We start from the raw sequence: 24,622 nt of genomic DNA, 5'->3' as shown, positions 1-24,622 counted from the left end.
CGCTCCAAAATCGACGTTCGGGAAATCTGCCCTTTTGCATCGCACCCGCGCTGTGCTATCGATCCGCCGATTTTCCGGTCTCGGCTCATCGGTTGCGGGAGGTGCCGAACCTTCTCCGAAAAGAACAAGTGCGGACACCCGTCCGTCCAGGAGCCGGATGCCCATGTCGCCTGCCCCGCGTCTTGCCCTCCCCAGCCATCTCGTTTCGGCCGCTGCGGCCGTTCCGGTGCTCGCACTTGCGCTGGCGCTCGCCGGCTGCGGCCAGCCCACCGCGCAGCAGCAGGGTGCGCCCCCGCCGCCCCAGGTGACGGTGGCTTCCCCGACGTCCGCGAACGTCACCGACACCGACGAATATGTCGGCCGCTTCGTCGCCATCGATGAAGTGAACGTGCGCGCCCGCGTCTCCGGCTATCTGGACAAGATCGGCTTCACCGACGGCCAGATGGTGAAGGAGGGCGACGTGCTCTTCACCATCGACCAGCGCCCGTTCAAGATCGCGGTGGATCAGGCCCAGGCCAATCTCGCCCAGGCCAAGGCCAACCTCGACTTCACCAAGGCGGACCTCGAGCGCGCCCGCACGCTGCTGGAGGACAAGACCTCCAACGCCATCTCCAAGCAGGCCTTCGACCAGCGCACTCAGGCCGAGCGCACCGCCGCCGCCATCGTGCAGTCGCAGGAGGCGCAGGTGCGCTCCGCCCAGCTCGATCTCGGCTTCACCGAGGTGAAGGCGCCGGTGTCGGGCCAGATCGGCGACCGACGGGTGTCGGTCGGCAATTACGTCACCGGCGGCACGGGCGGCACGCCCACGCTTCTGGCCGTGATCGTCTCCACCGATCCGATCCGCTTCGAGTTCACCATCGACGAGGCTTCGCTGCTGCGCCTTACGCGCCGCAAGGGCGGTACCGACTTCAAGGGCGAGCCCGTCTTCCTCAAGCTGATCGACGACAAGGACTTCGTCCACAAGGGCAAGCTCGACTTCCTCAACAACGTCGTCGACCGCGAGACCGGCACCATCCGGGGCCGCGCCGTGTTCGACAACAAGGATGGCCTGTTCCGCCCCGGCATGTTCGCGCGCCTCAGGCTCCAATCCTCGGACCCTTATCAGGCGCTGGTGGTGCCGGATGTGGCCATCGGCACCGAGCAGGTGAAAAAGTTCGTCTACGTGGTCGGCCCCGAGAACAAGGTCAGCCAGAAGTTCGTCACCCTCGGTCCGCTCCAGGGCGACATGCGGGTGATCCGCGAGGGGCTTTCCCCCGACGACAAGGTGGTGGTGAACGGCCTGATGCGCGTGCGGCCCGGCGTGACGGTGACGCCGCAGGTTGCCGGTGCTGCGCCGGCCGCCGGGGCCCCGGGCGCGCCTGCCGGTTCCTCCTCCGCCGCCTCCAAGTGAGGAGGCGGAACCATGCGCTTTTCCCACTTCTTCATTGACCGGCCCATCTTCGCCTCGGTGGTGTCGGTGGTGGTCATCATCCTCGGCGCGGTCTCCTACCTGCGCCTGCCGGTGGCCCAGTATCCGGACATCGCCCCGCCGGTCATCACGGTGACGGGCCAGTATCCCGGCGCCTCGGCCGAGATCGTCGCGGAGACCGTGGTCGCGCCCATCGAGCAGCAGATCAACGGCGTGGAGAAGATGATCTATCTGTCGTCGAACTCGACGGCGGACGGTCGCTTCTCCATCTCCGTCACCTTCGACATCGGCACCAACCTCGACATCGCCCAGGTGCAGGTGCAGAACCGCGTCGCCATCGCCGCCCCGCGCCTGCCGGCCGAGGTGCAGCAGGTGGGCGTGGTGACGGCGAAGGCCTCGCCCGACCTCCTGCTGGTGGTCAGCCTCTATTCGCCGGATGGCTCGCGCGATCCGCTGTTCATCTCGAACTTCGCCAATATCGAGGTGAAGGACGTGCTGTCGCGCATCGACGGCGTCGGCTCCATCACCGTGTTCGGCTCGCGCGAATATGCGATGCAGATCTGGCTCGATCCGGATCGCCTGTCCGCGCTGAACCTCACCACCACCGACGTGGTGCAGGCGCTGAAGGCGCAGAACGTCCAGGTGGCCTCGGGCATCCTGAACCAGCCGCCGGTGCCGAACCAGCGGGCGTTCCAGATCGCCGTGCGGACCCTCGGCCGACTGACCGATCCGCAGGCGTTCGCCGATATCGTCATCAAGCAGACCGATCAGGCGCTGGTGCGGCTGAAGGATGTGGGCCGGGTCGAGATCGCGGCGCAGGACTATGCGTCCACGTCGTTCCTCGACAAGGACATCTCCATCAACCTCGGCATCTTCCAGCGGCCGGGCTCGAACGCGCTCGCCACCGGCAATGCGGTGGTGGCGGAGATGGCCCGCATCGGCAAGAGCTTCCCGGCGGGGCTCAAGTACGCGATCTATTACAACCCCACCGAGTTCATCCAGCAGTCGGTGGATGCCGTGGTGCACACCATTGGCGAGGCCATCGTGCTGGTGGTGCTGGTGGTGATCCTGTTCCTGCAGACGTGGCGGGCGGCGATCATCCCCATCCTCGCCATCCCGATCTCGCTCATCGGCACCTTCTTCGTCATGGCCCTGTTCGGCTTCTCGCTGAACAACCTGTCCCTGTTCGGACTGGTGCTGGCCATCGGCATCGTGGTGGATGACGCCATCGTCGTGGTGGAGAACGTGGAGCGCAACATCGAGGCGGGGCTCTCCCCGCGCGATGCCGCCTACAAGACCATGGACGAGGTGGGCGGGGCGCTGGTCGCCATCTCCCTCGTGCTGTCGTCGGTGTTCGTGCCCACCGCCTTCATCACAGGCATCTCGGGCGAGTTCTACCGGCAGTTCGCGCTGACCATCGCCGGCTCGACGCTGATCTCGCTGCTTGTGTCGCTGACGCTCTCGCCGGCCATGTGCGCGCTGCTGCTGAAGCCGCACCGCTCCAAGCACGAGAAGCCGGCCTGGTATGCCCGGCCCATCGTCGGCTTCTTCGGCCTGTTCAATCGCGGCTTCGAGAAGGTCGGCAACGGCTATGCCTGGATGACGGCCCGCCTCGTGCGGTTTGTCGCGCTGGTGCTCATCGTCTATGCCGGCATCGTCGGCTTCGGCGGCTGGCTGTTCGCGACCACGCCGCAGGGCTTCATCCCGCAGCAGGACCGCGGCTATCTCATCGTCGTCGCCCAGTTGCCGCCCGGCGCCTCCATGCAGCGCACGGAAGATGTGATGAAGCGCGCCGGCAACCTCGTGCTGGGCACGCCCGGCGTCGGCCACATCGTCAACATCGCCGGCTTCTCCGGCGCCACCTTCACCAACGCGCCCAACGCCGGCGCCATGTTCGTGATCCTCGATCCGTTCACCTCGCGCGCGGGGCACCCCGAGCAGACAGCGGCAGCCATCCAGAAGGTGCTGTTCGGCAAGGTGGCGTCCATCCAGGAAGCGCAGATGATCGTGGTGCAGCCGCCGCCCGTCCAGGGTATCGGCAATGCCGGCGGCTTCCGCATGATGCTGGAGGACCGCTCCGGCGCGGGCCTCCTCGCCTTGCGCAATGCCACCTATGCCATGATGGGCGCGGCGGCGCAGACGCCGGGGCTGATGCAGGTCTACTCTTTGTTCGAGACCTCGACGCCCCAGCTCTTCCTCGACATCGACCGGCAGAAGGCCCAGCTGCTGAAGATCAACATCGCCGACGTGTTCTCGGCGCTGCAGACCTATATCGGCTCGTCTTACGTCAACGACTTCAACCTGTTCGGCCGCACCTTCCGGGTGCAGGTGCAAGCCGATGCGCCGTTCCGGCTCGATCCCAAGGACGTGCTCTCCATCCGGGTGCGCGCCGCCAACGGGGAGACCGTGCCGCTCGGCTCCTTCACCACCGTGCGCGACATTTCCGGCCCCTACCGCGTGCCGCGCTACAATCTCTACCCCACCGCCGAGCTCGACGGCTCTCCGGCCCCCGGCTACTCGCAGGGCCAGGCCATCCAGATCATGCAGGAGCTGGCCGCCAAGGTGCTGCCGCAGGGCTTCTCCTATGAGTGGACGGCGCTTGCGTACCAGCAGCAGCGGGCCGGAAACACGGCCATCTTCGCCTTTGCTCTGGGCGTGGTGTTCGTGTTCCTGGTGCTGGCGGCGCAGTATGAGAGCCTGACACTGCCTCTGGCGGTCATCCTCATCGTGCCCATGTGCCTTGTCGCGGCGCTGATCGGCGTGATCCTGAGGGGGCAGGACAACAACATCCTGACCCAGGTGGGTTTCATCGTGCTCATCGGCCTTGCGGCGAAGAACGCGATCCTCATCGTGGAATTCGCCAAGCAGTTGCAGGATCAGGGGCACGGCCGGCGCGAGGCGGCGGTGGAGGCGGCACGGCTGCGTCTGCGCCCCATCATCATGACCTCGCTCGCCTTCATCCTCGGCGTCGTGCCGCTGGTGTGGGCCACCGGCGCCGGCGCGGAGCTGCGCCAGGCGCTGGGCACGGCGGTGTTCTCGGGCATGATCGGCGTGACGCTGTTCGGCCTCGTCTTCACCCCGGTGTTCTACGTCTTCGCTCAGTGGATCGCGTCCCTCGGCCGCCGCCGCGAGGCGGAAGCGCCGCCGCCGTCCCATCCCGCTCCGGCGGAGTGAGGCAGGACACAAAAGAAAACGGGCGGCCCTGGGCCGCCCGTTTTCGTTTCACCACTGTGGCCGGCTGGATCAGCGCGCCTTGTCGCGGCGTGACTTCAGCCACTTGATGCGGTTGACGATCTGCTGGGGCTGGTAGGGCTTGTCGACCCCCGGCCCGTCTTCGCAGAGATTGGTGGCGTGGGCGGCCGCCATGGCGGTGGAGCCGGCGAGGATCACGTCGATCTTCGGGTGCGCCTCGCGCAGCCACTGGGACAGGCCGAAGCCCTCGCGATCACCGGTGGCGGACGCATCGGCCAGCACCACTTCGACCCGCTCGGCCTCGACTTCCAGGATGATCTCGGCCTCGGCACCCGTCGCGGCTTCCAGCACCTCGTAGCCGCAGGTGCGCAGATACTCCGCGATCACGTGGCGCACGAGAATGTCGGACTCGACCACGAGCACGACGGGCGGGAGTTCGCTCGGACGGTTGTCGTTCATCGGTCGCCTTTCCTCGATCGTGTTTTACGAACCTGCTTTCCCCTGAAGCTGGGCCTGGATGATCTGCAGCACGCTCTCGACCCGGTAGGGCTTGGCGAGGAAGGGCGCGACCACCGCGGCAACGGAACGGTCGAACTGGCCCGAGGTGAGGATCACCGGCAGATGCGGACGCTCGGTCTTGAGCAGCAGGGCGAATTGGTAGCCGTCCAGCGCGCCCTCGGTGTGCACGTCGGAGAACACGACATCCACATGCAGGCCGGCGATGATGGCCTCATGCGCCTCCTCGGCCGAGACGGCCTCGATCACCAGCAATCCGGCGGAACGCAACTCCGAGGCCGTCACCATGCGCACGAGCGCGTCGTCCTCGACCAGCAGCACGGTGAGAGGAACCGGCTCCGCCATCGGCTGGGCTTCCCCAAATGTCATTTTTGTTGCCCATTCCAAGGTGCAGCCTGAAAACGCCGTAGCCGCGCTTCGGTTCCCGAATACGGTCCATCAAAAAAGCCGATCCCGCTCATTTCATCTTCCGATTGGCAGGATGCCCCCTCCGGCGCGACGGTTGCGGCCTCCTTCTCGCAGCAGGACGACCCCCTTGGCCCTGACGATCTTCTTTCTCAACGGACCCAACGCCAACCTCTACGGCCTCGATCCCTCCGGCACGTACGGGCGCGAGAGCTTCCCGGCCATCCGCGAGCGCTGCCTCGCCCATGCCGCCGGGCTTGGCGTGGCGCTGGACTTTCGGCAGTCGAACCACGAGGGCGAGATCGTGGACTGGATCCAGGAGGCCCGGCTGAAGGCGGATGCCATCGTCATCAACGCGGCCGGCCTCACCTACACGTCCATCGCCATCCTCGATGCGCTGCTCGCCTTCGACGGGCCGATCATCGAGACCCACATGAGCAACATCTGGAAGCGCGAACCCTTCCGGCACCACTCCTTCGTGTCGAAGGCCGCCACCGGCGTGGTGGCAGGGCTCGGCGCGCTGGGCTACGAGCTTGCCATCGGCGCCGCGGCGAAGCTCGCCGGCGAGCGCAAGGAGGGTGGCAAGTGACAGCGACTTCGCGCGGGGCGTTGGTGTTCTACAGCGCCTTCGATGATCCCGTGGAATGGAAGGCCGCGCTTCAGGCGGCGGTGCCGGGCCTCGATGTGCGGATCGCCGATGTGGCGACCGGTGCGGTGGACGGCGATCCCGCGGATGTGCGCTATGCCCTCGTCTGGAAGCCGCCGCAGGGGTTCTTCGCGCGCTTTCCCAACCTTGGGCTGGTCATCAATCTCGGCGCGGGCGTGGATGCGCTGGTCGCCCGGGATGATCTTCCCGACGTTCCCATCACCCGCCTCTCCGACCCGAACATGTCGCAGATGATGGCGTCCTTCGTGCTGTTCTGCGTGCTGCGCCATGCCCGCGAGATCCCGACCTTCGAGCGGGCGCAGCGGGAGGGGCGCTGGCATTATGTGCATCCGCGCACGGCGGGGGAGATCCGGGTCGGCGTGCTCGGGCTCGGCGAACTCGGGTCCACGACCGCGCTGGAGCTGGTGCGGCACGGCTTCGACGTGCGCGGCTGGTCTCGCTCACCGAAGCAGCTCGAGGGCGTGAAGACCTGCCACGGGGCCGGCGCGCTGCCGGGTTTCCTCGCCGAGGCGGACATCCTCGTGGTGATGCTGCCGCTCACCGGCGAGACGCGCCATCTCCTCGATGCCGGGCGCCTCGCTCTGCTTCCGAAGGGGGCGAAGTTCATCAACGTCGCCCGCGGGCCGGTGGTGGATGAGGCGGCGCTGATCGCGGCGCTGCGCTCCGGCGCCATCTCCGAGGCGACGCTCGACGTGTTCGAGGTGGAGCCGCTACCCACTGAGAGCCCGCTCTGGGGCATGGAGAATGTGCTGGTGACGCCGCACCTCGCCTCCATCGCCATCCCCGCCAGCGCTTCCGCCCAGATCGCGGAGAACATCCGGCGGGTGGAGGCGGGCGAGGAGGTGCAGAACCGGGTGGACCCGGCGCGGGGCTACTGAGCCCCGTCCCGTCCCGCGAGAATCTCCCGCGCCCGCTCGTGTGGCGCCAGCGACTGCTCGGTCGCAGCGTCGCCGAAATCTTCCATTTCGTAGAGCGGGCGGATCTCGATCTCGCTCGGGCCGGGCATGGGGTTGGGGCAGCGCTTCACCCAGGCGACGGCCTCCTCCATGTCCTTGACCTCCCACAGCCAGTAGCCGGCGATCAGCTCCTTGGTCTCGGCGAACGGCCCGTCCATGACGATGCGGGAGGCGCCGTCGAAGCCGATGCGCTTGCCCAGCTTGGAGGGCTTGAGCCCGGCGCCGTCGCGCATGATGCCGGCCTTGGCCAGTTCCTCGTTGAACCGGCCCATGGCCTCCAGCAGGTCCGGAGAGGGCATCAGCCCGGCTTCACTGTCCGCAGTCGCCTTCACGATCACCATAACGCGCATGTCACTCTCCCTGGGGCGGATCGGCTCGATGCTATAAGGACGGTGGACGAACGCCGCCCCCGACACGATGCGGGCAAATTTAGCGGGTGAATTGCAGGGTGTCTGGCCGCGGCCGGGCTCCGGCGTGCCGGTTGGGCGTGGCGGGCAGATGCTCAGGGGAATGACATGCGTTTCTGGGGAATCGCGATCGTGGCGGCGGCGGTCATGGCCGCAGGGGCAGCCGAGGCGGGCAAGCAGACCAACACCCAGTTCCGCGCGTTCGGCCAGTGGAAGGTCGAGACCGTGCTGGACGACGGCAAGTTCTTCCTGTGCCGGGGCGTCACCAAGACCAACGGCGGCATCGTCGGTCTGCTCTATTATCCGAACGGCAAGTGGGCCATCGCCTTCCCGGACCTCAGCCTCAAGCCGGGCAGCAAGGTGTCGGGATCGCTGGAGATCGGCAAGGCGTCGCAGCCGGTGGAGTTGGTGGCCAGCCAGGCGGGCGTTCGCGAGCGGGTCTTCATCACGGACGACGTGCTCAATGCCCTGCGGCAGGGTGGCCGCGTCTCGCTCAAGATCGCCGGCAAGTCCTTCGACTGGGACATGACCGATGCCGGCCAGGCCATCGGCGCGGTGCAGGATTGCTGGACCGCCGGCAAGAAGATCGGCGGCTGACGGCTTCTAGTCCATATCTGGCGCGATCGAGCCCGGCGCGAACATGCCGCCGGGCGAGAAGGCGTCGGCGAGGAAGCGGGCGAACACCTCCACCGCCGGCCGCATAGGCTGGCGGCGGAGCGACAGCCGCATGACGCGCACCGGCGCCAGCTGCTCCTTCAGCGGCCGCACGGCCACCCGGCTGCCGTCATAGGCCATGGTCGTGCGTGGCGAGGCATTGTGCAGCGTGTAGCCGCGCTTCTGGCCGACGAGGCCGCGGATCAGCTCGTAGGAGCGTGAGCGGTAGGCGATGCGCGGGGTGATGCCGCAGGAATCGAACAGCGAGAAAAAATAGTCGCGCGTGTGGGGCAGGTCGTAGAGCAGGAAGGGCTCGTCGGCCACGTCCTTCAGCGAAACCACCGGCTTGCGCGCCAAGGGATGGTCGGCGGCGAGCACGAGGAGCGGCGGCAGGTCGATGAGGAGTTCGCCGGAAAAATCCTCAGGCACCGCATAGCCATAGGACACGGCGATCTCCAGCCGGCCGGAGAGGATGCCGTCGAAGATCTCCTTCTGGTCGCCTTCTTCCAGCTTCACCGTGATGCCGGGCTGCACCTCCGCGAAACGGGCCAGCAGGGCCGGCATGAAGCGCGGGGCGATGGTGAGGAAGCAACCCAGCGAAATCTCGCCCCGCAGCGTATCGCCCAGCGCCTGCGCGCTCTGGGCGAAATCACGCGCGTGGGCAAGGAGATGCCTTGCCTCGTTCACATAGCGCTGGCCGGCGGGCGTCAGCGAGATGCCGCGCGCATGATGGCGGATGAAGAGCGGGATGCGCAGCTCCGCTTCGGTCTGGGCGATGGCGGCGGAAATCGACGGCTGGGAGACGTTGAGCTGGCGCGCGGCTTCCGTGACGTTGCCGAGATCCGCGGCGGCCACGACATATTTGAGTGCCCGGAGCGACACGTTCATTTCGCCCGTTCCCCGCAGGCGAGGGCGTAGCAATGGCACGGGCGCGGGGGCGCGCCGGCAGGGTTCGGCTTGGTCACGGGCGGGGCTCCAGTGAGCCGCCAGTGTCTCGCATTGATCTGGATCAGAAAAGTCAATCTTTTCGCCAAAGATAAAATATTTTATCGATCCCGCGGCCTCGCCCACTCTTGCTCCAATCGTGGGCATGACCAATTCGGGAGCAGGTGTGATGATCAGGACCGGTGCCGCGTACAAGGAAGGCCTGCGCGACGGCCGCGAGATCTGGATCGACGGCGAGCGCGTGGCCGACGTCACCACCCATCCCGCCTTCAAGCCCATCGTCGACATCAAGGCGCGCATGTACGACCTCCACCACGAGGAGGCGACCGCGCCGGCGCTGACCTATGTGGAGGAGAATGCGGTGCATTCCGTCTTCCACCAGCCGCCCACCGAGACCGCGCACTGGGACGCCAAGCGCAAGGGCGTCGACATCCTGCTGAAGGACGTGGGCGGCGTCGTCACCCGCGTCGGCGACGAGACCATCGGCGAGATGTGGTCGCTGCAGGACGGGCGCGACATGCTGGCGGAGATCGATCCGCGCTTCGCCGCCAACATCGACAACCACATCAAGCGCGTCGTGGAGGAAGACCCCTTCCACGTCTCCGCCAACACCGACCCCAAGGGCGACCGCTCCCGCCACATCTCCGAGCGCGACCCGGACATGATGGTGCATGTCACCAAGGAGACGGACGCCGGCATCATCATCCGCGGCGCCAAATACGAAACCGCCGCCGCCTATGCCGACCAGGCCTATCTCAAGCCCACCGTGGGCGCCTGGACGGACGAGAAGGAAAGCGACTACGCGCTGGGCTGCATCGTGAAGATGGGCGCGCCGGGCGTGAAGCACATCTGCCGCTCCTCCTTCGCCGGCCGCTCCAACCCGAAGGATTATCCCCTCGCCAACCGCTATGACGAGGTGGATACGCTGGTGGTGTTCGATGACGTGCTGATCCCCTGGGAAGACGTCTTCTTCTATCGCTACACCAAGGCGGCCCAGTTCGTGCGCGGCACGCTTCACCGCTATTCCGCCTATCCTTATGTGCTGCGCCTCCTCTACGTGGCCGACATGATGATCGGCGCGGCGCTGTGGAACGCCAAGCAGACCGGCCTCGACAAGCTTCAGTCGGTGCAGGAGAAGCTGGCGGATCTCGCGGTCTATCGCGAGGGCATCAACGCCCACCTCACGGCTTCCATCGCCCTCGCCGAGAAGAGCCCGGCGGGCCTGCTGATGCCCAACCAGTCCATCCTCTATGCCGGCCGCGTGCTCGCCTGCTCGCAGCTGCCGACCATGATGCACGCCACCCGCGAGTTGATCGGCGGCCAGATCTGCGTCACGCCCAACGTCGCCGCCTTCGAGGCCGAGGGCACCGCCGAGTGGCTGAAGAAGTTCTATACGCTCAACGACAATTGGGAGTCCGAGGACCGGCGCAAGCTGCTCGCCTTCGCCCGTGATCTCGTCTCCTCCGACTATGCCGGCCACCGCCTCGCCTTCGTGCAGTTCGCGCAGGCGCCGCACTTCAACCACCTCGCGGCGGTCTACAAGAGCTTCGATTTCTCCGGACCCCTCGACTTCGTGCGCAAGACCGCGGGCCTTTCGGACAATGTCAAAGGCTCGCTGAAATGAGCGCGGCCGGCGACATCTCCCCCGTGGATGCGGGCCTGTTTCGTGACGCCATGCGGCGCATGGCGTCGGGTGTCGCGGTGATCGCCACCGACGGCCCGGCCGGGCGGGCGGGACTCACCGTTTCCTCGCTGGCCTCGCTGTGCATGGAGCCGCCTTCGGTCATTCTCTGCATCCACGAGCAGAGCAACGCGTTGAAGGTCATCGAGGCCAACGGCGTGTTCGTCGCCAACGTGCTGGCGCACCATCAGTCGCACGTCTCCGACACCTTCGCCGGGCAGGTGCCGCAGTTCCGGGACGACAAGTTCGCCTGCGCGGACTGGCGGGCCGCGCGGAGCGGCGCGCCGGTGCTCGATGGCGCGCTCATGAGCTTCGACTGCCGCCTTGCCACCCATCACGCCTACGGCACCCACCGCATCGTCGTCGGCGCCGTGACCGCCGTCCATGGTCTTGAGGACGAGGCCGAGCCGCTGCTTTACGCCAACCGCGCCTACCGGCGCCTGACCGCTGCATGAGGCAAAGAACCGTGCCGACCCATACCCGCATCCGCCCCTTCAACACGAAGGAAGCCTATCCCGAGCAGAAGCTCGACAACGACGTGTGCATGGCGGTCCGCGCCGGCAACACCGTCTATCTCCGCGGCCAGACGGCCATGGACCTCGACGGCAACATCATCGGCGTGGGTGATGCCGCGGCGCAGACCGAGAACGCCATGGCCTGCGCCAAGGTGCTGCTGGAAGAGGCCGGCGCCAAGCTCGAGGACGTGGTGAAGATCGTCATCTACATCACGGATCGGGCCTATCGCGAGCCGGTCTATCGCGTGGTTGGCCAGTGGCTGAAGGGCGTCTTCCCGGTCTCCACCGGCATCATCGTGCAGGGGCTCGCCAAGCCCGAATATCTGATGGAAATCGACATCATCGCCGAGATCCCGTCCGAGCGCGCCTGAGGCGTCGCCACGCGTTGCAGCGGCACGCCGCGTCCGGTTTTCCTCGCGCCGCAAATGGCGCGGGGAATATTTGCATTGTTTCGATAAAATATTGATTTTCAAAATAAAAATTGCCACGCACAGGCATTTTTGCTTCCATCGTCATCCGAATTACGTAGATTTACGTATCGGCGACCTTCGCGGTCACACGAAAAGAAACCGCCAGAAGGCGGATCCAGAGGAGAGACGGATGAACGGCAAGATCGTTGCCCTCGGGCTCGCGCTGGCCGCCTTCGTGGCGGGCCCGGCGAGCGCGGCGGAAAAACTGGTGGTGAGCACGTGGGGCGGCAGCTTCCGCGACCTCATCGCCGAGGCCATCGCCTCGAAATTCACGAAAGATACCGGCGTCGAGGTGGAATACATCACCGGCGGCACCATCGACCGGCTGAACAAGGCGAAGCTCGCCAAGGGCTCGCCGGAGAGCGACATCACCTTCACCACCGCCCATGTGGGCTGGCTCTACGCCAATGACGATCTGTTCGAGACCCTCGATCTCTCGAAGATCCCGAACGCGTCGAAGCTGGTGCCGCAGGCGAAGGTGAGCCCCTATCACATCGGCGCCTGGGCCTATGTCTACACCATCGGCTACCGGCCGGACCTGACCCCGAAGAACATCACCTTCTCCTCCTGGGGAGACCTCTGGAATCCCGAGCTGAAGGGGATGCTGGCGGCGCCTGATTTCGACCCGAGCCACATCATCGCCGTCTCGGCCCTGCTGGCGGGCGGCTCGCCGGCGGACTGGCAGAAGGGTGAGCAGAAGCTCCTGGCGCTGAAGCCCAATTTCAAGGCCTTCTACACCAACGACGCGAACTCCCAGCAGCTCATCGCCACCGGCGAGACGCCGGTGCAGATCATGCTGTCCATGAACGCCTATTACATGATCGCGCAGGGCGTCCCGATCAAGCTCGTCATCCCGAAGGAGGGCGGCGTGCTGGGCATCGACACCATGGCCATCATGAAGGGCTCCAAGAACCGCGAGCTGGCGGAGAAGTTCATCAACACCGCGCTTGATCCCGAGGTGCAGGGCAAGATCGCCGAGCTGAAGAAGGGCTCGCCCACCGTGCTCGGCGCCAAGGTGAGCCCCGAGACCGCGAAGCTTCCCGGCGTCTTCACCACCGCTGAGCAGTGGGACAAGGAGACCATCATCATCGACCACAAGCTCCGCGCGGAGAAGACCGCCGAGTGGCGCAAGTGGTTCTCGGAAAACATGATCGCCAAATGATCGCGGGTGAGGCGGACAACCGCTTCCGTTAGACTGCCCTGACCCGGAAGCGGCTCCGTAGCGCGGCGGGCAGGGAAGATGGGTCCCCTGTCATCTTCCCTGCCTCCGCCGGGGCTTCCCACAGAACCAAGAGCGAGAGCCGTGAACAAGCGCCCCTTCCTCGCCCTGTTCGTCGCCCCCGCGACGCTGGCGGCCATCGCCTCCGCGGCGGCGCTGGCGGCGATCCTGCAATATGCCTTCCGTGCCTATGTGCCGGGCTCGCTCAATCCGGGCGGGCTCACGCTGGACAATTTCTTCGCGCTGCTGCGCCCGCTCTATGCGCAGGTGTTCATCCAGACCGTGTGGATCTGCCTCCTCACCGCGCTCATTACTTTGGTGGTGGCGTATCCGATGGCCTTCGCGCTGGTGCGGACGCGGAATGTGGCGCTGAAATCCTTCCTGCTGATTACCGCAGTCACGCCGCTCTTCCTTGGCGAAGTGGTGCGCACCTATTCCTGGATCATCGTGCTGGGAAATACCGGCTTCATCAATTCGGTGCTGAAGGGCCTGGGGCTCATCGACCGGCCGATCCAGATGATGTTCACCACCTTCGGCGTCGTCACCGCCCTCGTTCATGTGACACTGCCGGTGATGGTCATCATGCTCTCGGCCGCGCTCTCGCACATCGATCGCGACTACGAGAAGGCCGCGACCTCCCTCGGCGCGGGGCCGGTGAAGGCCTTTCTCACCGTGACGCTGCCTCTTTCCATGCCCGGCGTGGTGGCGGGCGTTTCCACCGCCTTCGCCTGGACGTTTTCCGCCTTCGCCACGCCGCAGATGATCGGCGGCGGCAAGGTGAGCATGATCTCGACGCTGGTCTACCAGCTCGGCTTCGCCTCCTTCAATTTCCCCTTCGCGGCGGCCCTGTCCGTCACCGGCCTCGCGCTCACCTTCGCGGTGCTCGCCATGGCGAAGCAGGCCATCAAGCCGCTGGAAAAGATCGGAGCCCACTGATGTCCGCTCCGCGCAAGCGTCTCATCTCCGCCAAGGCCGGCGAGCGGCTTCTCGCCATCGCCGGCTGGACCGTGGTGTGGCTGGTGGTGGCCTTCATCATCCTGCCGGCGGTGGTGGTGGGAATCTCGGCCTTCAACGACCGCGCCATCCTCTCCTTCCCACCGCAGGCCTGGTCCACGCGGTGGTTCGCGCGGGCCTTCTCCTACCGCGACTTCTCCGAGGGCTTTCGCAACGGCCTCATCATCACCGCCTTCGCCTCATCCATCGCGCTCGTGGTGGGCGCCGGTTTCGCCTTCGCCCTCGATCGCTACAGCTTCCGGGGCAAGATGGCGCTGGAGGCGGTGCTGACCTCGCCGCTTGTGATCCCGCATTTCACCATCGGCCTCGGCTTCCTGATCCTCGCGGCGCAGATCCACGCCACGCGCACGTTCGCCCTCGTCATCGTCTGCCACGTGGTGCTGGTGCTGCCTTTCGTGATGCGCTCGGTCTATGTGTCGCTGCGCAATCTCGACAGCCGGCTGGAACTCGCCGCCGCGAGCCTTGGCGCCCGGCCCGGACGGGCGCTGTTCACCGTGACGCTGCCTTTGCTGATCCCCGGCCTGTTCTCGGGCTGGCTGTTCGCGGCGATCCTCTCCTTCAACGAGTTCACCGCCTCGCTGTTCGTCACCGCCCAGGCGACGCAGACGCTGCCGGTCGCCATGTACAATTACGTCCGCGAGTATGCCGATCCGACGCTCGCGGCGCTGTCCGTCATCTACATCGTGGTCACGGCGCTGCTTCTCACCATCGCCAACGCCTTCCTTGGCCTCGGAAAGGTTCTGAACGTTGAGCATGTCCGCTGAACGCATCGATCCCCGGGAGCCTGTCTCCCCCGCCGTCTCCGCGCCTGTCGCGGACGCTGCCGCGCGCGTCGCCGGCGTCCAGATCGACGGCGTCACCAAGCGCTTCGGCGATGCCACCGCTTTGCATGAGGCGTGGCTGAAGATCGCCGAGGGCGAGTTCATGACGCTGCTCGGACCGTCCGGCTGCGGCAAGACCACCCTGCTCAACCTCATCGCCGGGTTTCTCGAGGCGGACGGCGGCGAGATCTTTGTTGGCGGACGGCTGATGACCGAGACCGCGCCTTATGATCGCGAGATCGGCGTCGTCTTCCAGAACTACGCTTTGTTCCCGCACATGAATGTCGCGAAGAACGTGGGCTATGGCCTCCGGATGCGCGGCGTGGCGAAGCGCGAGATCGAGACGCGCGTCGCGGAGGCGCTGGCGCTCGTCAAGCTCGACGGCTTCGGCGAGCGCAAGCCGCGCCAGCTCTCCGGCGGACAGCAGCAGCGCGTGGCGCTGGCCCGCGCGCTGGTGATCCGGCCCAAGGTGCTGCTGCTGGACGAGCCGTTCTCCGCCCTCGACAAGAATTTGCGCGGCGCCATGCAGGTGGAGCTGAAGGAGATCCAGCGCCGGCTCGGCGTCACCACCATCTTCGTCACCCACGACCAGAGCGAGGCGCTGTCCATGTCGGACCGCATCGCGGTCATGTCGCAGGGGCGCATCCGCCAGGTGGGCACGCCGGACGAGATCTATCGCCGGCCGCTGGACCCGTTCGTCGCGTCCTTCGTCGGCGATGTGAACGTGCTGCCGGGCCGGCTGGAGCGGCGCATCGGCGAGACCGCGACGGTGCTGATCGCCGAAGGGCGGCTCAGCGTCAGTGCGGATACGCTGGAAGGGATTGCCCCCGGCGCGGCCGTGGACCTCTACGTGCGGCCCGATGCGGTGCGCATCGCGGAAGGGGAGGGGCTGGTCTCCGGCACGGTGGCGACCCACGTCTATCAGGGCTCACACGTGGACGTGCTGGTGGATGTCGCTGCCGCGCGCGGTGGCCGCGTCACGGTGCGCGTGCCGGGGCATGGCGCTTCCACGCGCTGGCCGGCGGGCACCCGCGTCTCGCTCGATTTCTCGCCCGCCGATGCGGTGGCGTTCGCGTCCGATGTTGCCTGACATTGCGGCGCGCCGGTTCTGGTCCGGCGCGCCGTGTTCGCCGTCAGAAGGCCGGGGCGGAGGAGGGGTTCCGCGCGCGGCTTTCGAAGGCCGGCTGCTCCAGCGCATAGCGATCCCACAGGCTGCGCAGCGCGCCGATGGGGTCCTCCTGCCAGTCCACGCGCAGGTCCACCACGGGCCAGTCATAGGTGCGCGCCACATGCAGTCCCGCCGCATGCTCGTCCCCCGTCTCGCCACCGGCGGCCAATCCGGCCTCCAGCCCGCGCATGAGGCGCTCGGCCAAGGGCAGGCCATCGGCCGCGAGGAAGGCATCGCGCATGGCGGCGGGGACGCCGTCGTTCACCAAGAGGTTTCCGAGCGCGATGCAGCCGGGGCCTTGCGCCGCCGCGGCGATGGGCAGGGCCTCGGTCCCCGAATGCCACGCCACCTGCCCGTAACGGTCGATGACGCTGGCCTGCCGGAAAGCGGGCTCCGGCGTGCCGGCGAGCAGCGTGGACAGCACGCCCCCGGCGCCGAGCCCCTGCCGCAGCAGAGCAAGGCCAGCCGGGCCAAGGGCAGGGTCTGTGACGTTCTGCGTCGTCACGAGGCCGAGCGGGCTCACCCACGCGCAGCGACTGGCAACGCAGATGCTGGACGAGGTTATGGCGATGCCGAAGGCGCCCGTATCGGGGCAGCGGGCGGCGATGGAATAGGTCATTCCCGTCTCCTTTTCGGTGGTTTTCTAGAGATGATGGCCTGAATATGCAAGTATCTACGGAAGAAATACTTGAAAAAATCATTTCCGTTTCTTCGGTAACGGATACGGAAAACTCCGAAGTCGTCGCGCGCATCGCCGAAATCGCCGCGCCGTTCGCCCGCGTGCGCCATCTGCCCAATGCGGCGGGGGACCGCACCGCGCTGCTCCTCTCCATCGGCCCCGAGGACCGGCCCGGCGTGGTGCTCTCCGCCCATACGGACGTGGTGGCCGTCGAGGGCCAGCCCTGGACCAGCGATCCCTTCGCCCTGACCGCGCGGGGAGATCGCCTCTACGGGCGCGGCACCTCGGACATGAAGGGCTTCGTCGCCTGCGTGCTCGCCGCGCTGCCCGCCTTCGCCGCCGCTGCGCTGGAGACGCCGGTGCATGTGGCGCTCTCCTATGACGAGGAGATCGGCTGCAAGGGCGCGGGGGATCTGGTGGCGCTTCTGGCCGCCCTTCCGGCGCCGCCGCTCCTGTGCATCGTCGGCGAGCCGACAGGCATGAAGGTGAAGCGCGCCCACAAGGGTAAGACCGGCTGGCGCGTCACCGCCACCGGCCGCACCGGCCATTCCGCCTTGCCGCACCGCGCCGCCAATGCCGTGACTGCGCTCGCCCGTCTCGCCGCCCGCCTCGCCGACCTTGCCGACGAGCTGCGCCACGGCGCGCGGGACGAGGCCTTCGATCCGCCCTATGCGACGCTGCACATCGGCTCGCTGCATGGCGGCGGGGCGCTGAACGTGGTGCCGGACAAGGCGGTGATGGAATTCGAGCTGCGCAGCATCCCGGGTGCCGATACCCCTGCCATCCTGCGCCGCATCGAGGCGCTGGTGGCGGAGGCGCGCGCCGCCCTCAAGGCCGAGGCGGAGGAGGCGGAGCTGGTGGTGGAGGAACTCTCCTCCTATCCTGCCCTCGCCACGGCGGCCGGCAGTGCGGAGGCAGCCGCGGTGGCGCGGCTGTGCGGCGACAATGGTCCGCCCGGCACCATCGCCTTCGGCACCGAGGCGGGGCTTTATTCCGACGCCGGTATTCCCACCCTCGTTTGCGGCCCCGGCGACATCGCCCGCGCCCACAAGGCCGACGAATGGGTGGGGCGGGATGAGCTGGCCCAGTGCGACGCCATGCTGGCCCGCCTCGCCGAACTGCTGCGCCGCCCCGCCGCCGACTGGATCACCCGCTGAAAGGAGCCATGATGACCGAGCAGAAGCCGCTGACCCGCCCCGCCGCGAAGCTCACCCATGCCGGCGCTTTGGTCGCGCTCGCCGCCGCCGTCGCGCGGGCGGAGGAGATGGGCGTGCCGCAGAACATCACCATCGTGGATGACGGGGGCAATCTCCTCGCATTCGTGCGCATGGACGGAGCGAAGCTGCTGTCGCGGGAGACCTCCCTCTCCAAGGCCATCAGCGCCGCCTCCCACCGCCAGCCCACGAGCCGGCTCGATCCGGCGCTGGAGCTGAAGCTCGCCATCGCCTCCGGCGGCCGGCTCACCAATCTGGAAGGCGGCTTCCCCATCATCATCGACGGCGTGTGCGTCGGCGGCATCGGTGTGGGGTCCGGCAAGGGCAGCGAAGACGTGGACGTGGCCAAGGCGGCGCTTGCGGCCCTCGGCGCCCAGGTCTGAGGCGGCGAAATTCTCGGCCGGTGCCGGTTTCTTTGCCGGCACCGTTGCGGATGCGGCCGCCAGCGCCCTTGCCTATCGGCTGAAGCTGCGGCACAGGTTGCGCGCCATCAACGGGGACTGCCCATGTCGACCACCGTGTCTCCCCTCGCGCCGAAGTCCGTGCCCGAGCTCAAGCCTGTGCCGGGCGTCACCTTCACCACGGTGGCGGCGGGCATCCGATACAAGGGCCGTACCGACGTTCTGGCCATGGCGTTCGAGCCCGGCACGACGGTGGCCGGCGTCACCACACGCTCGCTCTGCCCCTCCGCCCCGGTGGAGTGGTGCCGTGAGCTGCTGAAGAAGGGCAAGGCACGGGCGCTGGTGGTGAATTCCGGCAACGCCAACGCCTTCACCGGCATGAAGGGCCGGGAGGCAACCAGCCTGACCGCAGACCTCGCCGCCCAGGCGTTCGACTGCAAGCCCACGGAAGTGTTCCTCGCCTCCACCGGCGTCATCGGCGAGCCGCTGGACGCCACCAAGTTCGAAGCGGCGCTGACCGAGGCCGCCGGTCAATTGGTGGACTGGCCGTGGCTTGATGCCGCGCGCGCCATCATGACCACCGACACCTTCCCCAAGCTCGCCACCGCCACCGTGCTGCTGGGCGACGTGCCGGTGACCATCAACGGCATAGCCAAGGGCGCGGGCATGATCGCCCCCGACATGGCGACCATGCTCTCCTTCGTCTTCACCGACGCGCCGATTGCCGCCGACGTGCTGCAGAAGCTGCTCTCCAAGGGCGTGAAGACCACCTTCAACGCCGTCACCATCGACGGCGACACCTCCACCTCCGACACGCTCCTCCTGTTCGCCACCGGCGCCGCCAAGGAGCGTGGCGCGAAGACGGTGAAGAACATCGACGATCCCGCGCTGAAGGCGTTCAAGCGCGCGCTCACCGAGCTGCTCGCCGACCTCGCCGAGCAGGTGGCCCGCGACGGCGAGGGCGCCCGCAAGCTGGTGCGCATCACCGTGACGGGTGCGGTCTCCAACAAGTCGGCGCGGCGCATCGCCATGTCCATCGCCAACTCGCCGCTGGTGAAGACGGCGGTGGCCGGCGAGGACGCCAACTGGGGCCGCGTGGTGATGGCGGTGGGCAAGGCCGGCGAACCCGCCGACCGCGACCTGCTCTCCATCTCCTTCGGCGACATCCGCGTCGCCCATGAGGGCGCCCGCGATCCTGACTACGACGAGGCCGAGGTCTCGGCCTACATGAAGAACGACGTGATCGACCTCACCGTGGACCTCGGCCTCGGCCGCGGCACAGACCGGGTGCTCACCTGCGATCTCACCAAGGAATACGTGGCGATCAACGGGGATTATCGCTCGTGAAGATCACCCTCGTCGCCGCCTGCGCCCTCATTGACGGCGACGGCCGCGTGCTGGTGGCGCAGCGGCCGGAGGGCAAGGCGCTGGCGGGGCTCTGGGAGTTTCCCGGCGGCAAGGTCGAGCCCGGCGAGCGGCCGGAGCAGACGCTCATCCGCGAGCTCGATGAGGAACTGGGCATCACGGTGAAGGAGGCGTGCCTCGCGCCCCTCACCTTCGCCAGCTATCCCTACGAGACCTTCCACCTCCTGATGCCGCTCTGGATCTGCCGCCGCTGGGAGGGCGTGATCCAGAAGAAGGAGCATCAGGCGCTGCAATGGCTCCGGCCCGGTCGGCTGCGCGACATTCCCATGCCGCCGGCCGACGAGCCGCTCATTCCCGCGCTGATCGACCTCCTCGGGCCCTGAGCGCCCCATGTCCTCCGGTGTGACGTCTTCCGGCATGATGTCTTCCGCAACGGCGACCCGCATCGGCTTCCTCGCCATCCTGCTGTGGGCGACGCTCGCCTTCTTCACGGCGGCGACGGGGAAGGTGCCGCCCTTCCTGCTGACCGCGCTCACCTTCGGCATCGGCGGTGCGGTGGGGCTGGGGGCGGCGCTGGCCGGGCCGGGGCTCGGCGTGCTGAAGCAGCGGCCGCTCGCCTATCTGCATGGCGTGGGCGGGCTGTTCGGCTACCACTTCCTCTATTTCACCGCCCTGAAGCTGGCCCCGGCGGCAGAGGCGGGGTTGATCGCCTATCTCTGGCCGCTGCTGATCGTGCTGCTTTCCGCCTTCCTGCCCGGTGGCGGGCTGCGCAGGGTGCATGTGATCGGCGCGCTGATGGGCTTTGCCGGCACCGTGGTTCTGCTCGCGGGCAAGGGCGGCTTCTCCGGCATCGAGATGCGCTTCCTGCCCGGCTATCTCGCGGCTTTCGCCTGCGCCTTCATCTGGTCGTCCTATTCGGTGGCCTCGCGCCATTTCGCCGATGTGCCGACGCAGGCGGTGGCCGGCTTCTGCCTCGCCACGGCGGTGCTGGCCGCCCTCTGCCACCTCGCGTGGGAGGAGACCGTGTGGCCCGCCTCGGCAGGGGAGTGGACGGCGGTGGTGCTGCTCGGCATCGGTCCGGTGGGGCTCGCCTTCTACACCTGGGACATCGGCATGAAGCGCGGAGATGTGCGTCTTCTGGGCGTCGCCTCCTATGCGGCGCCGGTGCTCTCCACGCTACTGCTGGTTGCGACCGGCTTCTCGGCGCCGTCCCTCTCTCTGGCGGTGGCCTGCGCGCTCATCGTCGGCGGAGCCTTCGTCGCCACACGGCGTTGAACGCGCGAATCTGAACGGAGACCCGTCATGACCCATCCCGCGCTGTCCTCCGGCGCCGTCGCCGTCATCACCGGCGGCGCGTCCGGCATCGGCCTTGCCGCAGCGGAAAAGCTCGCCGCCCGCGGGCTGAAGGTGGCCATTGCGGACCTGCCGGGCGAAAAGCTTGATGCGGCTGCCGCGCAGGTGGCCGCCGTGGCGACGGGCGGGGCCGGGGACGTGCTCGCTGTCGCTACCGATGTCAGTCGGCCCGAGGATCTGGAGCGGCTGGAGGAGATCGTCGCCGGGCGCTTCGGCGGCACGGACCTCCTCATGAACAATGCCGGCGTGCAGCCGGGCAGCGCCATCTTCGGCCCCTTCGGCAATTGGGAGAAGGTGCTGGGCGTCAACCTCATGGGCATCATCCACGGCTGCCGCGCGTTCGGGCCGAAGATGATCGCGCGGGGTCGGCAGGGGCTGATCGTCAACACCGGCTCCAAGCAGGGCATCACCACCCCGCCGGGTGATCCGGCCTACAACGTGTCCAAGGCCGGCGTGAAGGCCTTCACCGAGGCGCTGGAACACGAATTGCGCAACACGCCGGACTGCCGGATCTCGGCGCGGCTGTTCATTCCCGGCTTCGTCTTCACCCCGCTGGCGGCAGGCGGGCGAACGGAGAAGCCGGCGGGGGCCTGGACCGCTCAGCAGACCGTGGACTTCCTGCTGGAGAAGCTGGAGGCCGGCGATTTCTACATCCTCTGCCCGGACAATGACGTACCCCGCGCGCTCGACGAGAAGCGCATCGCCTGGGCGGCCGGCGACATCATCGAGAACCGCCCGCCGCTGTCGCGCTGGCACAAGGATTATGCGGCGGCCTTCGCGGCCTTTGTGAAAGGGGCCTGAATACCGCGGGCCGGCGTGTTCCTCCTTGCCATCGGCCCTTTGAGGCCCTAGCACTCCGCGCCGAGCCGCCGCCCTCAGGGCGACCCAAAAACGGCGCGATGCCGCAGCGTAAATCAAGACCCGAGGAATCCACCCATGGCCACCCACAAGCTCCTTCTTCTCGCCGGCGACGGCATCGGCCCTGAAGTCATGGCCGAGGTGAAACGGGTGGCGAAGTGGCTGGAGCAGGCGGGCCTCGCCTCCTTCGCCATCGAGGAGGATCTGGTCGGCGGCTGCGCCTATGACGCGCACGGCGTCGCCATCTCCGAGGACGCCATGGTGCGCGCCAAGGGCGCCGACGCCATCCTGCTCGGCGCGGTCGGTGGCCCCAAGTGGGCGGACGTGCCCTATGAGGCGCGCCCCGAGGCGGGCCTGCTGCGGCTGCGCAAGGATCTCCAGCTGTTCGCCAACCTGCGTCCCGCCATCTGCTACCCGGCGCTGGCGGATGCCTCCTCGCTCAAGCGCGAGGTGGTGGAGGGGCTCGACCTCCTCATCGTGCGCGAGCTGACCGGCGGCGTCTATTTCGGCGAGCCCAAGACCATCACCGACCTCGGCAACGGTCAGAAGCGCGCCATCGACACGCAGGTCTATGACACCTACGAGATCGAGCGCATCGCCGCCGTGGCCTTCGAGCTGGCCCGCACCCGCCGCAACAAGGTGACCTCCGCCGAGAAGCACAACGTGATGCGCTCTGGCGTGCTCTGGAAGCAGGTGGTGACCGACCTCCACGCCCGCGCCTACAAGGATGTGGAGCTGGAGCATGCGCTGGCGGATTCGCTCGCCATGCAGCTGGTGCGCTGGCCCAAGCAGTATGACGTGATCGTCACCGACAATCTGTTCGGCGACATCCTCTCCGATCTCGCGGCCATGGCGACCGGCTCGCTCGGCATGCTGCCCTCCGCCTCGCTCGGCGCTGTGGATGCGGCCACCGGCAAGCGCGCGGCGCTCTACGAGCCGGTGCACGGCTCCGCCCCCGACATCGCCGGCAAGGGCATCGCCAATCCCATCGCCATGATCGGCTCGCTGGCCATGGCGCTGCGCTATTCGTTCAATGAGGGCGCGGTGGCGGATCGCATCGAGCAGGCCATCGCGGGCGTGCTCGCTTCCGGCAAGCGCACCGGCGACATCGCCGCGCCGGGCATGGAGACCATCGGCACCGAGGCGATGGGCAAGGCCATCATCGCCGAACTCGACGCCGCGACCGCCTGAGCGGCCGCGCTGCCGTTCTGACCATCGACCCCTCCGGCTCGTCCGGAGGGGGATCGGCGAGAACCGGCGCCAAGCGCCACGCCGACAGAATGGTGCCCCGGTCTGGCCGGAGCACCGCCCAGGGCGCCCGCGCCTCAGCCGCGCTCGACGTCGAAGCCGGCTTCGCGCCAGCCCATGATGCCGCCCTTCATGTGCTCCTCATAGGCAAAGCCCGCCTTCTGCGCCGCCGCGGCGGCCTGCTGCGAGCGCTGGCCCGAGCGGCAGGAGAAGACGAGGCGCTTGCCGGCCGGGTCCGGCAGGGCAGCGGGATTCCACGTGCTCAGCGGGAAATTGACCGCGCCGGGAATGCGCTCGGCCTGAATCTCGTTCGGCTCCCGCACGTCCACGAGAAGGATGCTGCCATCGGCGAGTCCCTGACGGACCTCCGACGGGGAGAGGTGGCTGATGGTCCCGCCGAAGGGGTTGCGTTCACTCATTGACCTGTCCTGAACACGAAGCTGTGAGCCGGTTTGTCCCGGGGGCGCGAGCCTGCACCGGAGCGCCTTGCTGATGCAAGAGGTGTTCCCTTGTCGTGGAAGGGACACGCAACGGAAGTGGGTCTTTACGGCGCAGCTTGCCCGGTCCAGAACCATGAACGAAGCTGCACGATGCCCGAACGCTCCGCTCATCTGGCGTTCATGTGGCCTTTGCTAAATCAGGTGCCATCGCAGCACGCCGCGGGTTGATGCCCGGCGGATGCGGAAAGGATCAAGATGTCGACCCGTAATGCCGCGCTCGGCGCTTTCACTGCCTTCACCCTGGCCGCCGCCGTCCTCGCCGGCGCGGCCGTCACCGCCAGCGCCCAGAACAACACGGTGGGCGGTGCGCTCATCGGCGGCACGGCCGGCGCGCTGATCGGCGGCGCCGTCACGGGCAATGCCGGTGGCGTCGCGGCCGGCGCGCTCATCGGCGGCACCACCGGCGCCATCATTGGCAACCAGCAGGACCAGCGCCGCGCCTACTATTTCTGGGGCAACAACGGCCGCTGCTACCTGCGCCAGACCAACGGCAACGTGGTCAAGGTGTCGCGCGGCTACTGCGGTTGATCCTCGTTTTCAGGGCTGTTGATCGGTTCCGTTCCCCCGCACGGATCCGATCAGTGGGAGAGGCGCCGGCTTTTGCCGGCGCCTTTTTCCGTTGGCGCGGAACTGCGGTGAGTTGCCTCCCGCACTGCGGCAGCTAGATTGGCGCCATGCCGCCCGAGCCCGCTTCCGCCGACGCCCCAGACCGCCCGCGCACCTCCGCCGTGCCTGATCTCGCCACCGTGGCCGCCGGCGGCAAACGCGCCGTCGCGCGCGCGCTGGCGCTGGTTGAGACGGCTCGCGGACAGCCCGACCTCGTGGCGCTGCTCGATGCCGCGGCCCGCGCCGGCAAAGCCGAGGTGCTGGGCCTCACCGGCCCGCCCGGCGTGGGCAAATCGACCCTGACCAACGCGCTAGTCCGCCGCGCCCGTGCGGCCGGGCGCACCGTGGCCGTGTTGGCGG

26 protein-coding genes and 1 pseudogene are annotated in these 24,622 nt (G+C 67.6%); 21 read left to right on the top strand and 6 right to left on the bottom strand.

Annotated features, from left to right (window positions below):
- Window positions 1-163 precede the first annotated feature (163 nt).
- Window positions 164-1,390, top strand: a complete 1,227-nt coding sequence (locus ACE3QW_RS09005) for an efflux RND transporter periplasmic adaptor subunit (protein WP_374251279.1) — start codon at window positions 164-166, stop codon at window positions 1,388-1,390.
- Between the two features lie 12 nt (window positions 1,391-1,402).
- The gene (locus ACE3QW_RS09000; RefSeq protein WP_024277302.1) at window positions 1,403-4,582 is read left to right on the top strand and encodes an efflux RND transporter permease subunit; all 3,180 of its coding nucleotides are present in this window, start codon (window positions 1,403-1,405) and stop codon (window positions 4,580-4,582) included.
- Between the two features lie 69 nt (window positions 4,583-4,651).
- Here ACE3QW_RS09000 and ACE3QW_RS08995 read toward each other — a convergent pair whose 3' ends face one another.
- Together ACE3QW_RS08995 and ACE3QW_RS08990 are read right to left on the bottom strand one after the other, a co-directional pair.
- Window positions 4,652-5,059, bottom strand: coding sequence for a response regulator (locus ACE3QW_RS08995; protein ID WP_029556907.1), 408 nt, complete (start codon window positions 5,057-5,059; stop codon window positions 4,652-4,654).
- 24 nt (window positions 5,060-5,083) lie between these two features.
- The gene (locus ACE3QW_RS08990; RefSeq protein WP_029556908.1) at window positions 5,084-5,461 is read right to left on the bottom strand and encodes a response regulator; all 378 of its coding nucleotides are present in this window, start codon (window positions 5,459-5,461) and stop codon (window positions 5,084-5,086) included.
- A 190-nt stretch (window positions 5,462-5,651) separates the two neighbouring features.
- On the opposite strand from ACE3QW_RS08990, the gene ACE3QW_RS08985 reads away from it, so the two are divergent.
- Both ACE3QW_RS08985 and ACE3QW_RS08980 read left to right on the top strand, forming a co-directional pair.
- Entirely contained in the window at window positions 5,652-6,110 is a 459-nt protein-coding gene (locus ACE3QW_RS08985; protein ID WP_029556909.1) for a type II 3-dehydroquinate dehydratase, read from the top strand.
- Complete coding sequence (locus ACE3QW_RS08980; RefSeq protein ID WP_374251277.1) at window positions 6,107-7,066, top strand: 2-hydroxyacid dehydrogenase; 960 nt, start codon at window positions 6,107-6,109, stop codon at window positions 7,064-7,066. Before ACE3QW_RS08985 ends, ACE3QW_RS08980 begins: the two co-directional genes overlap by 4 nt.
- Here the strand turns inward: ACE3QW_RS08980 and ACE3QW_RS08975 are convergent.
- The gene (locus ACE3QW_RS08975; RefSeq protein ID WP_374251276.1) at window positions 7,060-7,494 is read right to left on the bottom strand and encodes a YciI family protein; all 435 of its coding nucleotides are present in this window, start codon (window positions 7,492-7,494) and stop codon (window positions 7,060-7,062) included. The genes ACE3QW_RS08980 and ACE3QW_RS08975 overlap by 7 nt on opposite strands.
- Window positions 7,495-7,659: 165 nt before the next feature.
- On the opposite strand from ACE3QW_RS08975, the gene ACE3QW_RS08970 reads away from it, so the two are divergent.
- Window positions 7,660-8,148 carry a hypothetical protein gene (locus ACE3QW_RS08970; RefSeq protein ID WP_024277308.1) on the top strand — a complete coding sequence of 163 codons (489 nt, stop codon included), beginning with the start codon at window positions 7,660-7,662 and terminating at the stop codon, window positions 8,146-8,148.
- A gap of 6 nt (window positions 8,149-8,154) precedes the next feature.
- Here the strand turns inward: ACE3QW_RS08970 and ACE3QW_RS08965 are convergent, their stop codons facing one another.
- Window positions 8,155-9,093 (bottom strand): LysR family transcriptional regulator, encoded by a 939-nt coding sequence (locus tag ACE3QW_RS08965; protein WP_029556912.1) that lies wholly within the window; start codon window positions 9,091-9,093, stop codon window positions 8,155-8,157.
- 226 nt (window positions 9,094-9,319) lie between these two features.
- Here ACE3QW_RS08965 and ACE3QW_RS08960 point away from each other — a divergent pair, with 226 nt between their 5' ends.
- From ACE3QW_RS08960 to ACE3QW_RS08930, 7 genes are all read left to right on the top strand, one after another.
- Window positions 9,320-10,774, top strand: a complete 1,455-nt coding sequence (locus ACE3QW_RS08960) for a 4-hydroxyphenylacetate 3-hydroxylase family protein (protein WP_029556913.1) — start codon at window positions 9,320-9,322, stop codon at window positions 10,772-10,774.
- A complete protein-coding gene (locus tag ACE3QW_RS08955; RefSeq protein WP_374251275.1) occupies window positions 10,771-11,286 on the top strand; it encodes a flavin reductase family protein in 516 nt (171 codons plus the stop codon). Before ACE3QW_RS08960 ends, ACE3QW_RS08955 begins: the two co-directional genes overlap by 4 nt.
- 11 nt (window positions 11,287-11,297) lie before the next feature.
- Window positions 11,298-11,717, top strand: a complete 420-nt coding sequence (locus ACE3QW_RS08950; RefSeq protein WP_374251274.1) for a RidA family protein — start codon at window positions 11,298-11,300, stop codon at window positions 11,715-11,717.
- Between the two features lie 229 nt (window positions 11,718-11,946).
- Window positions 11,947-12,978 carry a PotD/PotF family extracellular solute-binding protein gene (locus tag ACE3QW_RS08945; RefSeq protein ID WP_250165137.1) on the top strand — a complete coding sequence of 344 codons (1,032 nt, stop codon included), beginning with the start codon at window positions 11,947-11,949 and terminating at the stop codon, window positions 12,976-12,978.
- A 141-nt stretch (window positions 12,979-13,119) separates the two neighbouring features.
- A complete protein-coding gene (locus ACE3QW_RS08940; RefSeq protein WP_374251272.1) occupies window positions 13,120-13,971 on the top strand; it encodes an ABC transporter permease in 852 nt (283 codons plus the stop codon).
- On the top strand, window positions 13,971-14,813 hold the full coding sequence (locus ACE3QW_RS08935; protein ID WP_374251271.1) for an ABC transporter permease: 843 nt from the start codon (window positions 13,971-13,973) through the stop codon (window positions 14,811-14,813). The genes ACE3QW_RS08940 and ACE3QW_RS08935 overlap by 1 nt, the downstream gene beginning before the upstream one ends.
- Window positions 14,803-15,960, top strand: coding sequence for an ABC transporter ATP-binding protein (locus ACE3QW_RS08930; protein ID WP_374251270.1), 1,158 nt, complete (start codon window positions 14,803-14,805; stop codon window positions 15,958-15,960). The genes ACE3QW_RS08935 and ACE3QW_RS08930 overlap by 11 nt, the downstream gene beginning before the upstream one ends.
- A gap of 43 nt (window positions 15,961-16,003) precedes the next feature.
- On the opposite strand, the gene ACE3QW_RS08925 is transcribed toward ACE3QW_RS08930, so the two are convergent.
- Complete coding sequence (locus tag ACE3QW_RS08925) at window positions 16,004-16,657, bottom strand: DUF1028 domain-containing protein (RefSeq protein WP_374251269.1); 654 nt, start codon at window positions 16,655-16,657, stop codon at window positions 16,004-16,006.
- Window positions 16,658-16,701: 44 nt separating this feature from the next.
- Here ACE3QW_RS08925 and argE point away from each other — a divergent pair, with 44 nt between their 5' ends.
- The 7 genes from argE (at window position 16,702) to leuB (ending at window position 23,099) form a co-directional block, all read left to right on the top strand.
- Entirely contained in the window at window positions 16,702-17,874 is a 1,173-nt protein-coding gene (argE, locus tag ACE3QW_RS08920) for an acetylornithine deacetylase (RefSeq protein ID WP_374251268.1), read from the top strand.
- A gap of 11 nt (window positions 17,875-17,885) precedes the next feature.
- Window positions 17,886-18,314, top strand: coding sequence for a heme-binding protein (locus ACE3QW_RS08915; protein ID WP_374251266.1), 429 nt, complete (start codon window positions 17,886-17,888; stop codon window positions 18,312-18,314).
- 123 nt (window positions 18,315-18,437) lie between these two features.
- Complete coding sequence (gene argJ / locus ACE3QW_RS08910) at window positions 18,438-19,679, top strand: bifunctional glutamate N-acetyltransferase/amino-acid acetyltransferase ArgJ (RefSeq protein ID WP_374251265.1); 1,242 nt, start codon at window positions 18,438-18,440, stop codon at window positions 19,677-19,679.
- Entirely contained in the window at window positions 19,676-20,080 is a 405-nt protein-coding gene (locus ACE3QW_RS08905; RefSeq protein ID WP_250165144.1) for a (deoxy)nucleoside triphosphate pyrophosphohydrolase, read from the top strand. Before argJ ends, ACE3QW_RS08905 begins: the two co-directional genes overlap by 4 nt.
- Window positions 20,081-20,117: 37 nt before the next feature.
- Window positions 20,118-20,972 carry a DMT family transporter gene (locus ACE3QW_RS08900; RefSeq protein WP_374251317.1) on the top strand — a complete coding sequence of 285 codons (855 nt, stop codon included), beginning with the start codon at window positions 20,118-20,120 and terminating at the stop codon, window positions 20,970-20,972.
- 27 nt (window positions 20,973-20,999) lie between these two features.
- Window positions 21,000-21,851 carry an SDR family NAD(P)-dependent oxidoreductase gene (locus ACE3QW_RS08895; RefSeq protein WP_374251263.1) on the top strand — a complete coding sequence of 284 codons (852 nt, stop codon included), beginning with the start codon at window positions 21,000-21,002 and terminating at the stop codon, window positions 21,849-21,851.
- Window positions 21,852-21,986: 135 nt separating this feature from the next.
- Window positions 21,987-23,099: a 3-isopropylmalate dehydrogenase gene (gene leuB, locus ACE3QW_RS08890; RefSeq protein ID WP_250165147.1), complete on the top strand. Its 1,113-nt coding sequence runs from the start codon at window positions 21,987-21,989 to the stop codon at window positions 23,097-23,099.
- Window positions 23,100-23,233: 134 nt separating this feature from the next.
- Here the strand turns inward: leuB and ACE3QW_RS08885 are convergent, their stop codons facing one another.
- Window positions 23,234-23,575, bottom strand: a complete 342-nt coding sequence (locus tag ACE3QW_RS08885; protein WP_374251262.1) for a rhodanese-like domain-containing protein — start codon at window positions 23,573-23,575, stop codon at window positions 23,234-23,236.
- Between the two features lie 276 nt (window positions 23,576-23,851).
- Here ACE3QW_RS08885 and ACE3QW_RS08880 point away from each other — a divergent pair, with 276 nt between their 5' ends.
- Together ACE3QW_RS08880 and ACE3QW_RS08875 are read left to right on the top strand one after the other, a co-directional pair.
- Window positions 23,852-24,184 (top strand): glycine zipper domain-containing protein, encoded by a 333-nt coding sequence (locus ACE3QW_RS08880; protein WP_374251261.1) that lies wholly within the window; start codon window positions 23,852-23,854, stop codon window positions 24,182-24,184.
- Between the two features lie 146 nt (window positions 24,185-24,330).
- A pseudogene (locus ACE3QW_RS08875) lies at window positions 24,331-24,622 on the top strand (hypothetical protein); the annotation flags it as partial.

Origin of the sequence: Xanthobacter sp., assembly GCF_041911315.1 — a bacterium.
GTDB lineage: Bacteria > Pseudomonadota > Alphaproteobacteria > Rhizobiales > Xanthobacteraceae > Xanthobacter > Xanthobacter aminoxidans.
The sequence above is the reverse complement of the archived record's forward strand: the minus strand, read 5'-3'. Positions and strand labels throughout refer to the sequence as shown.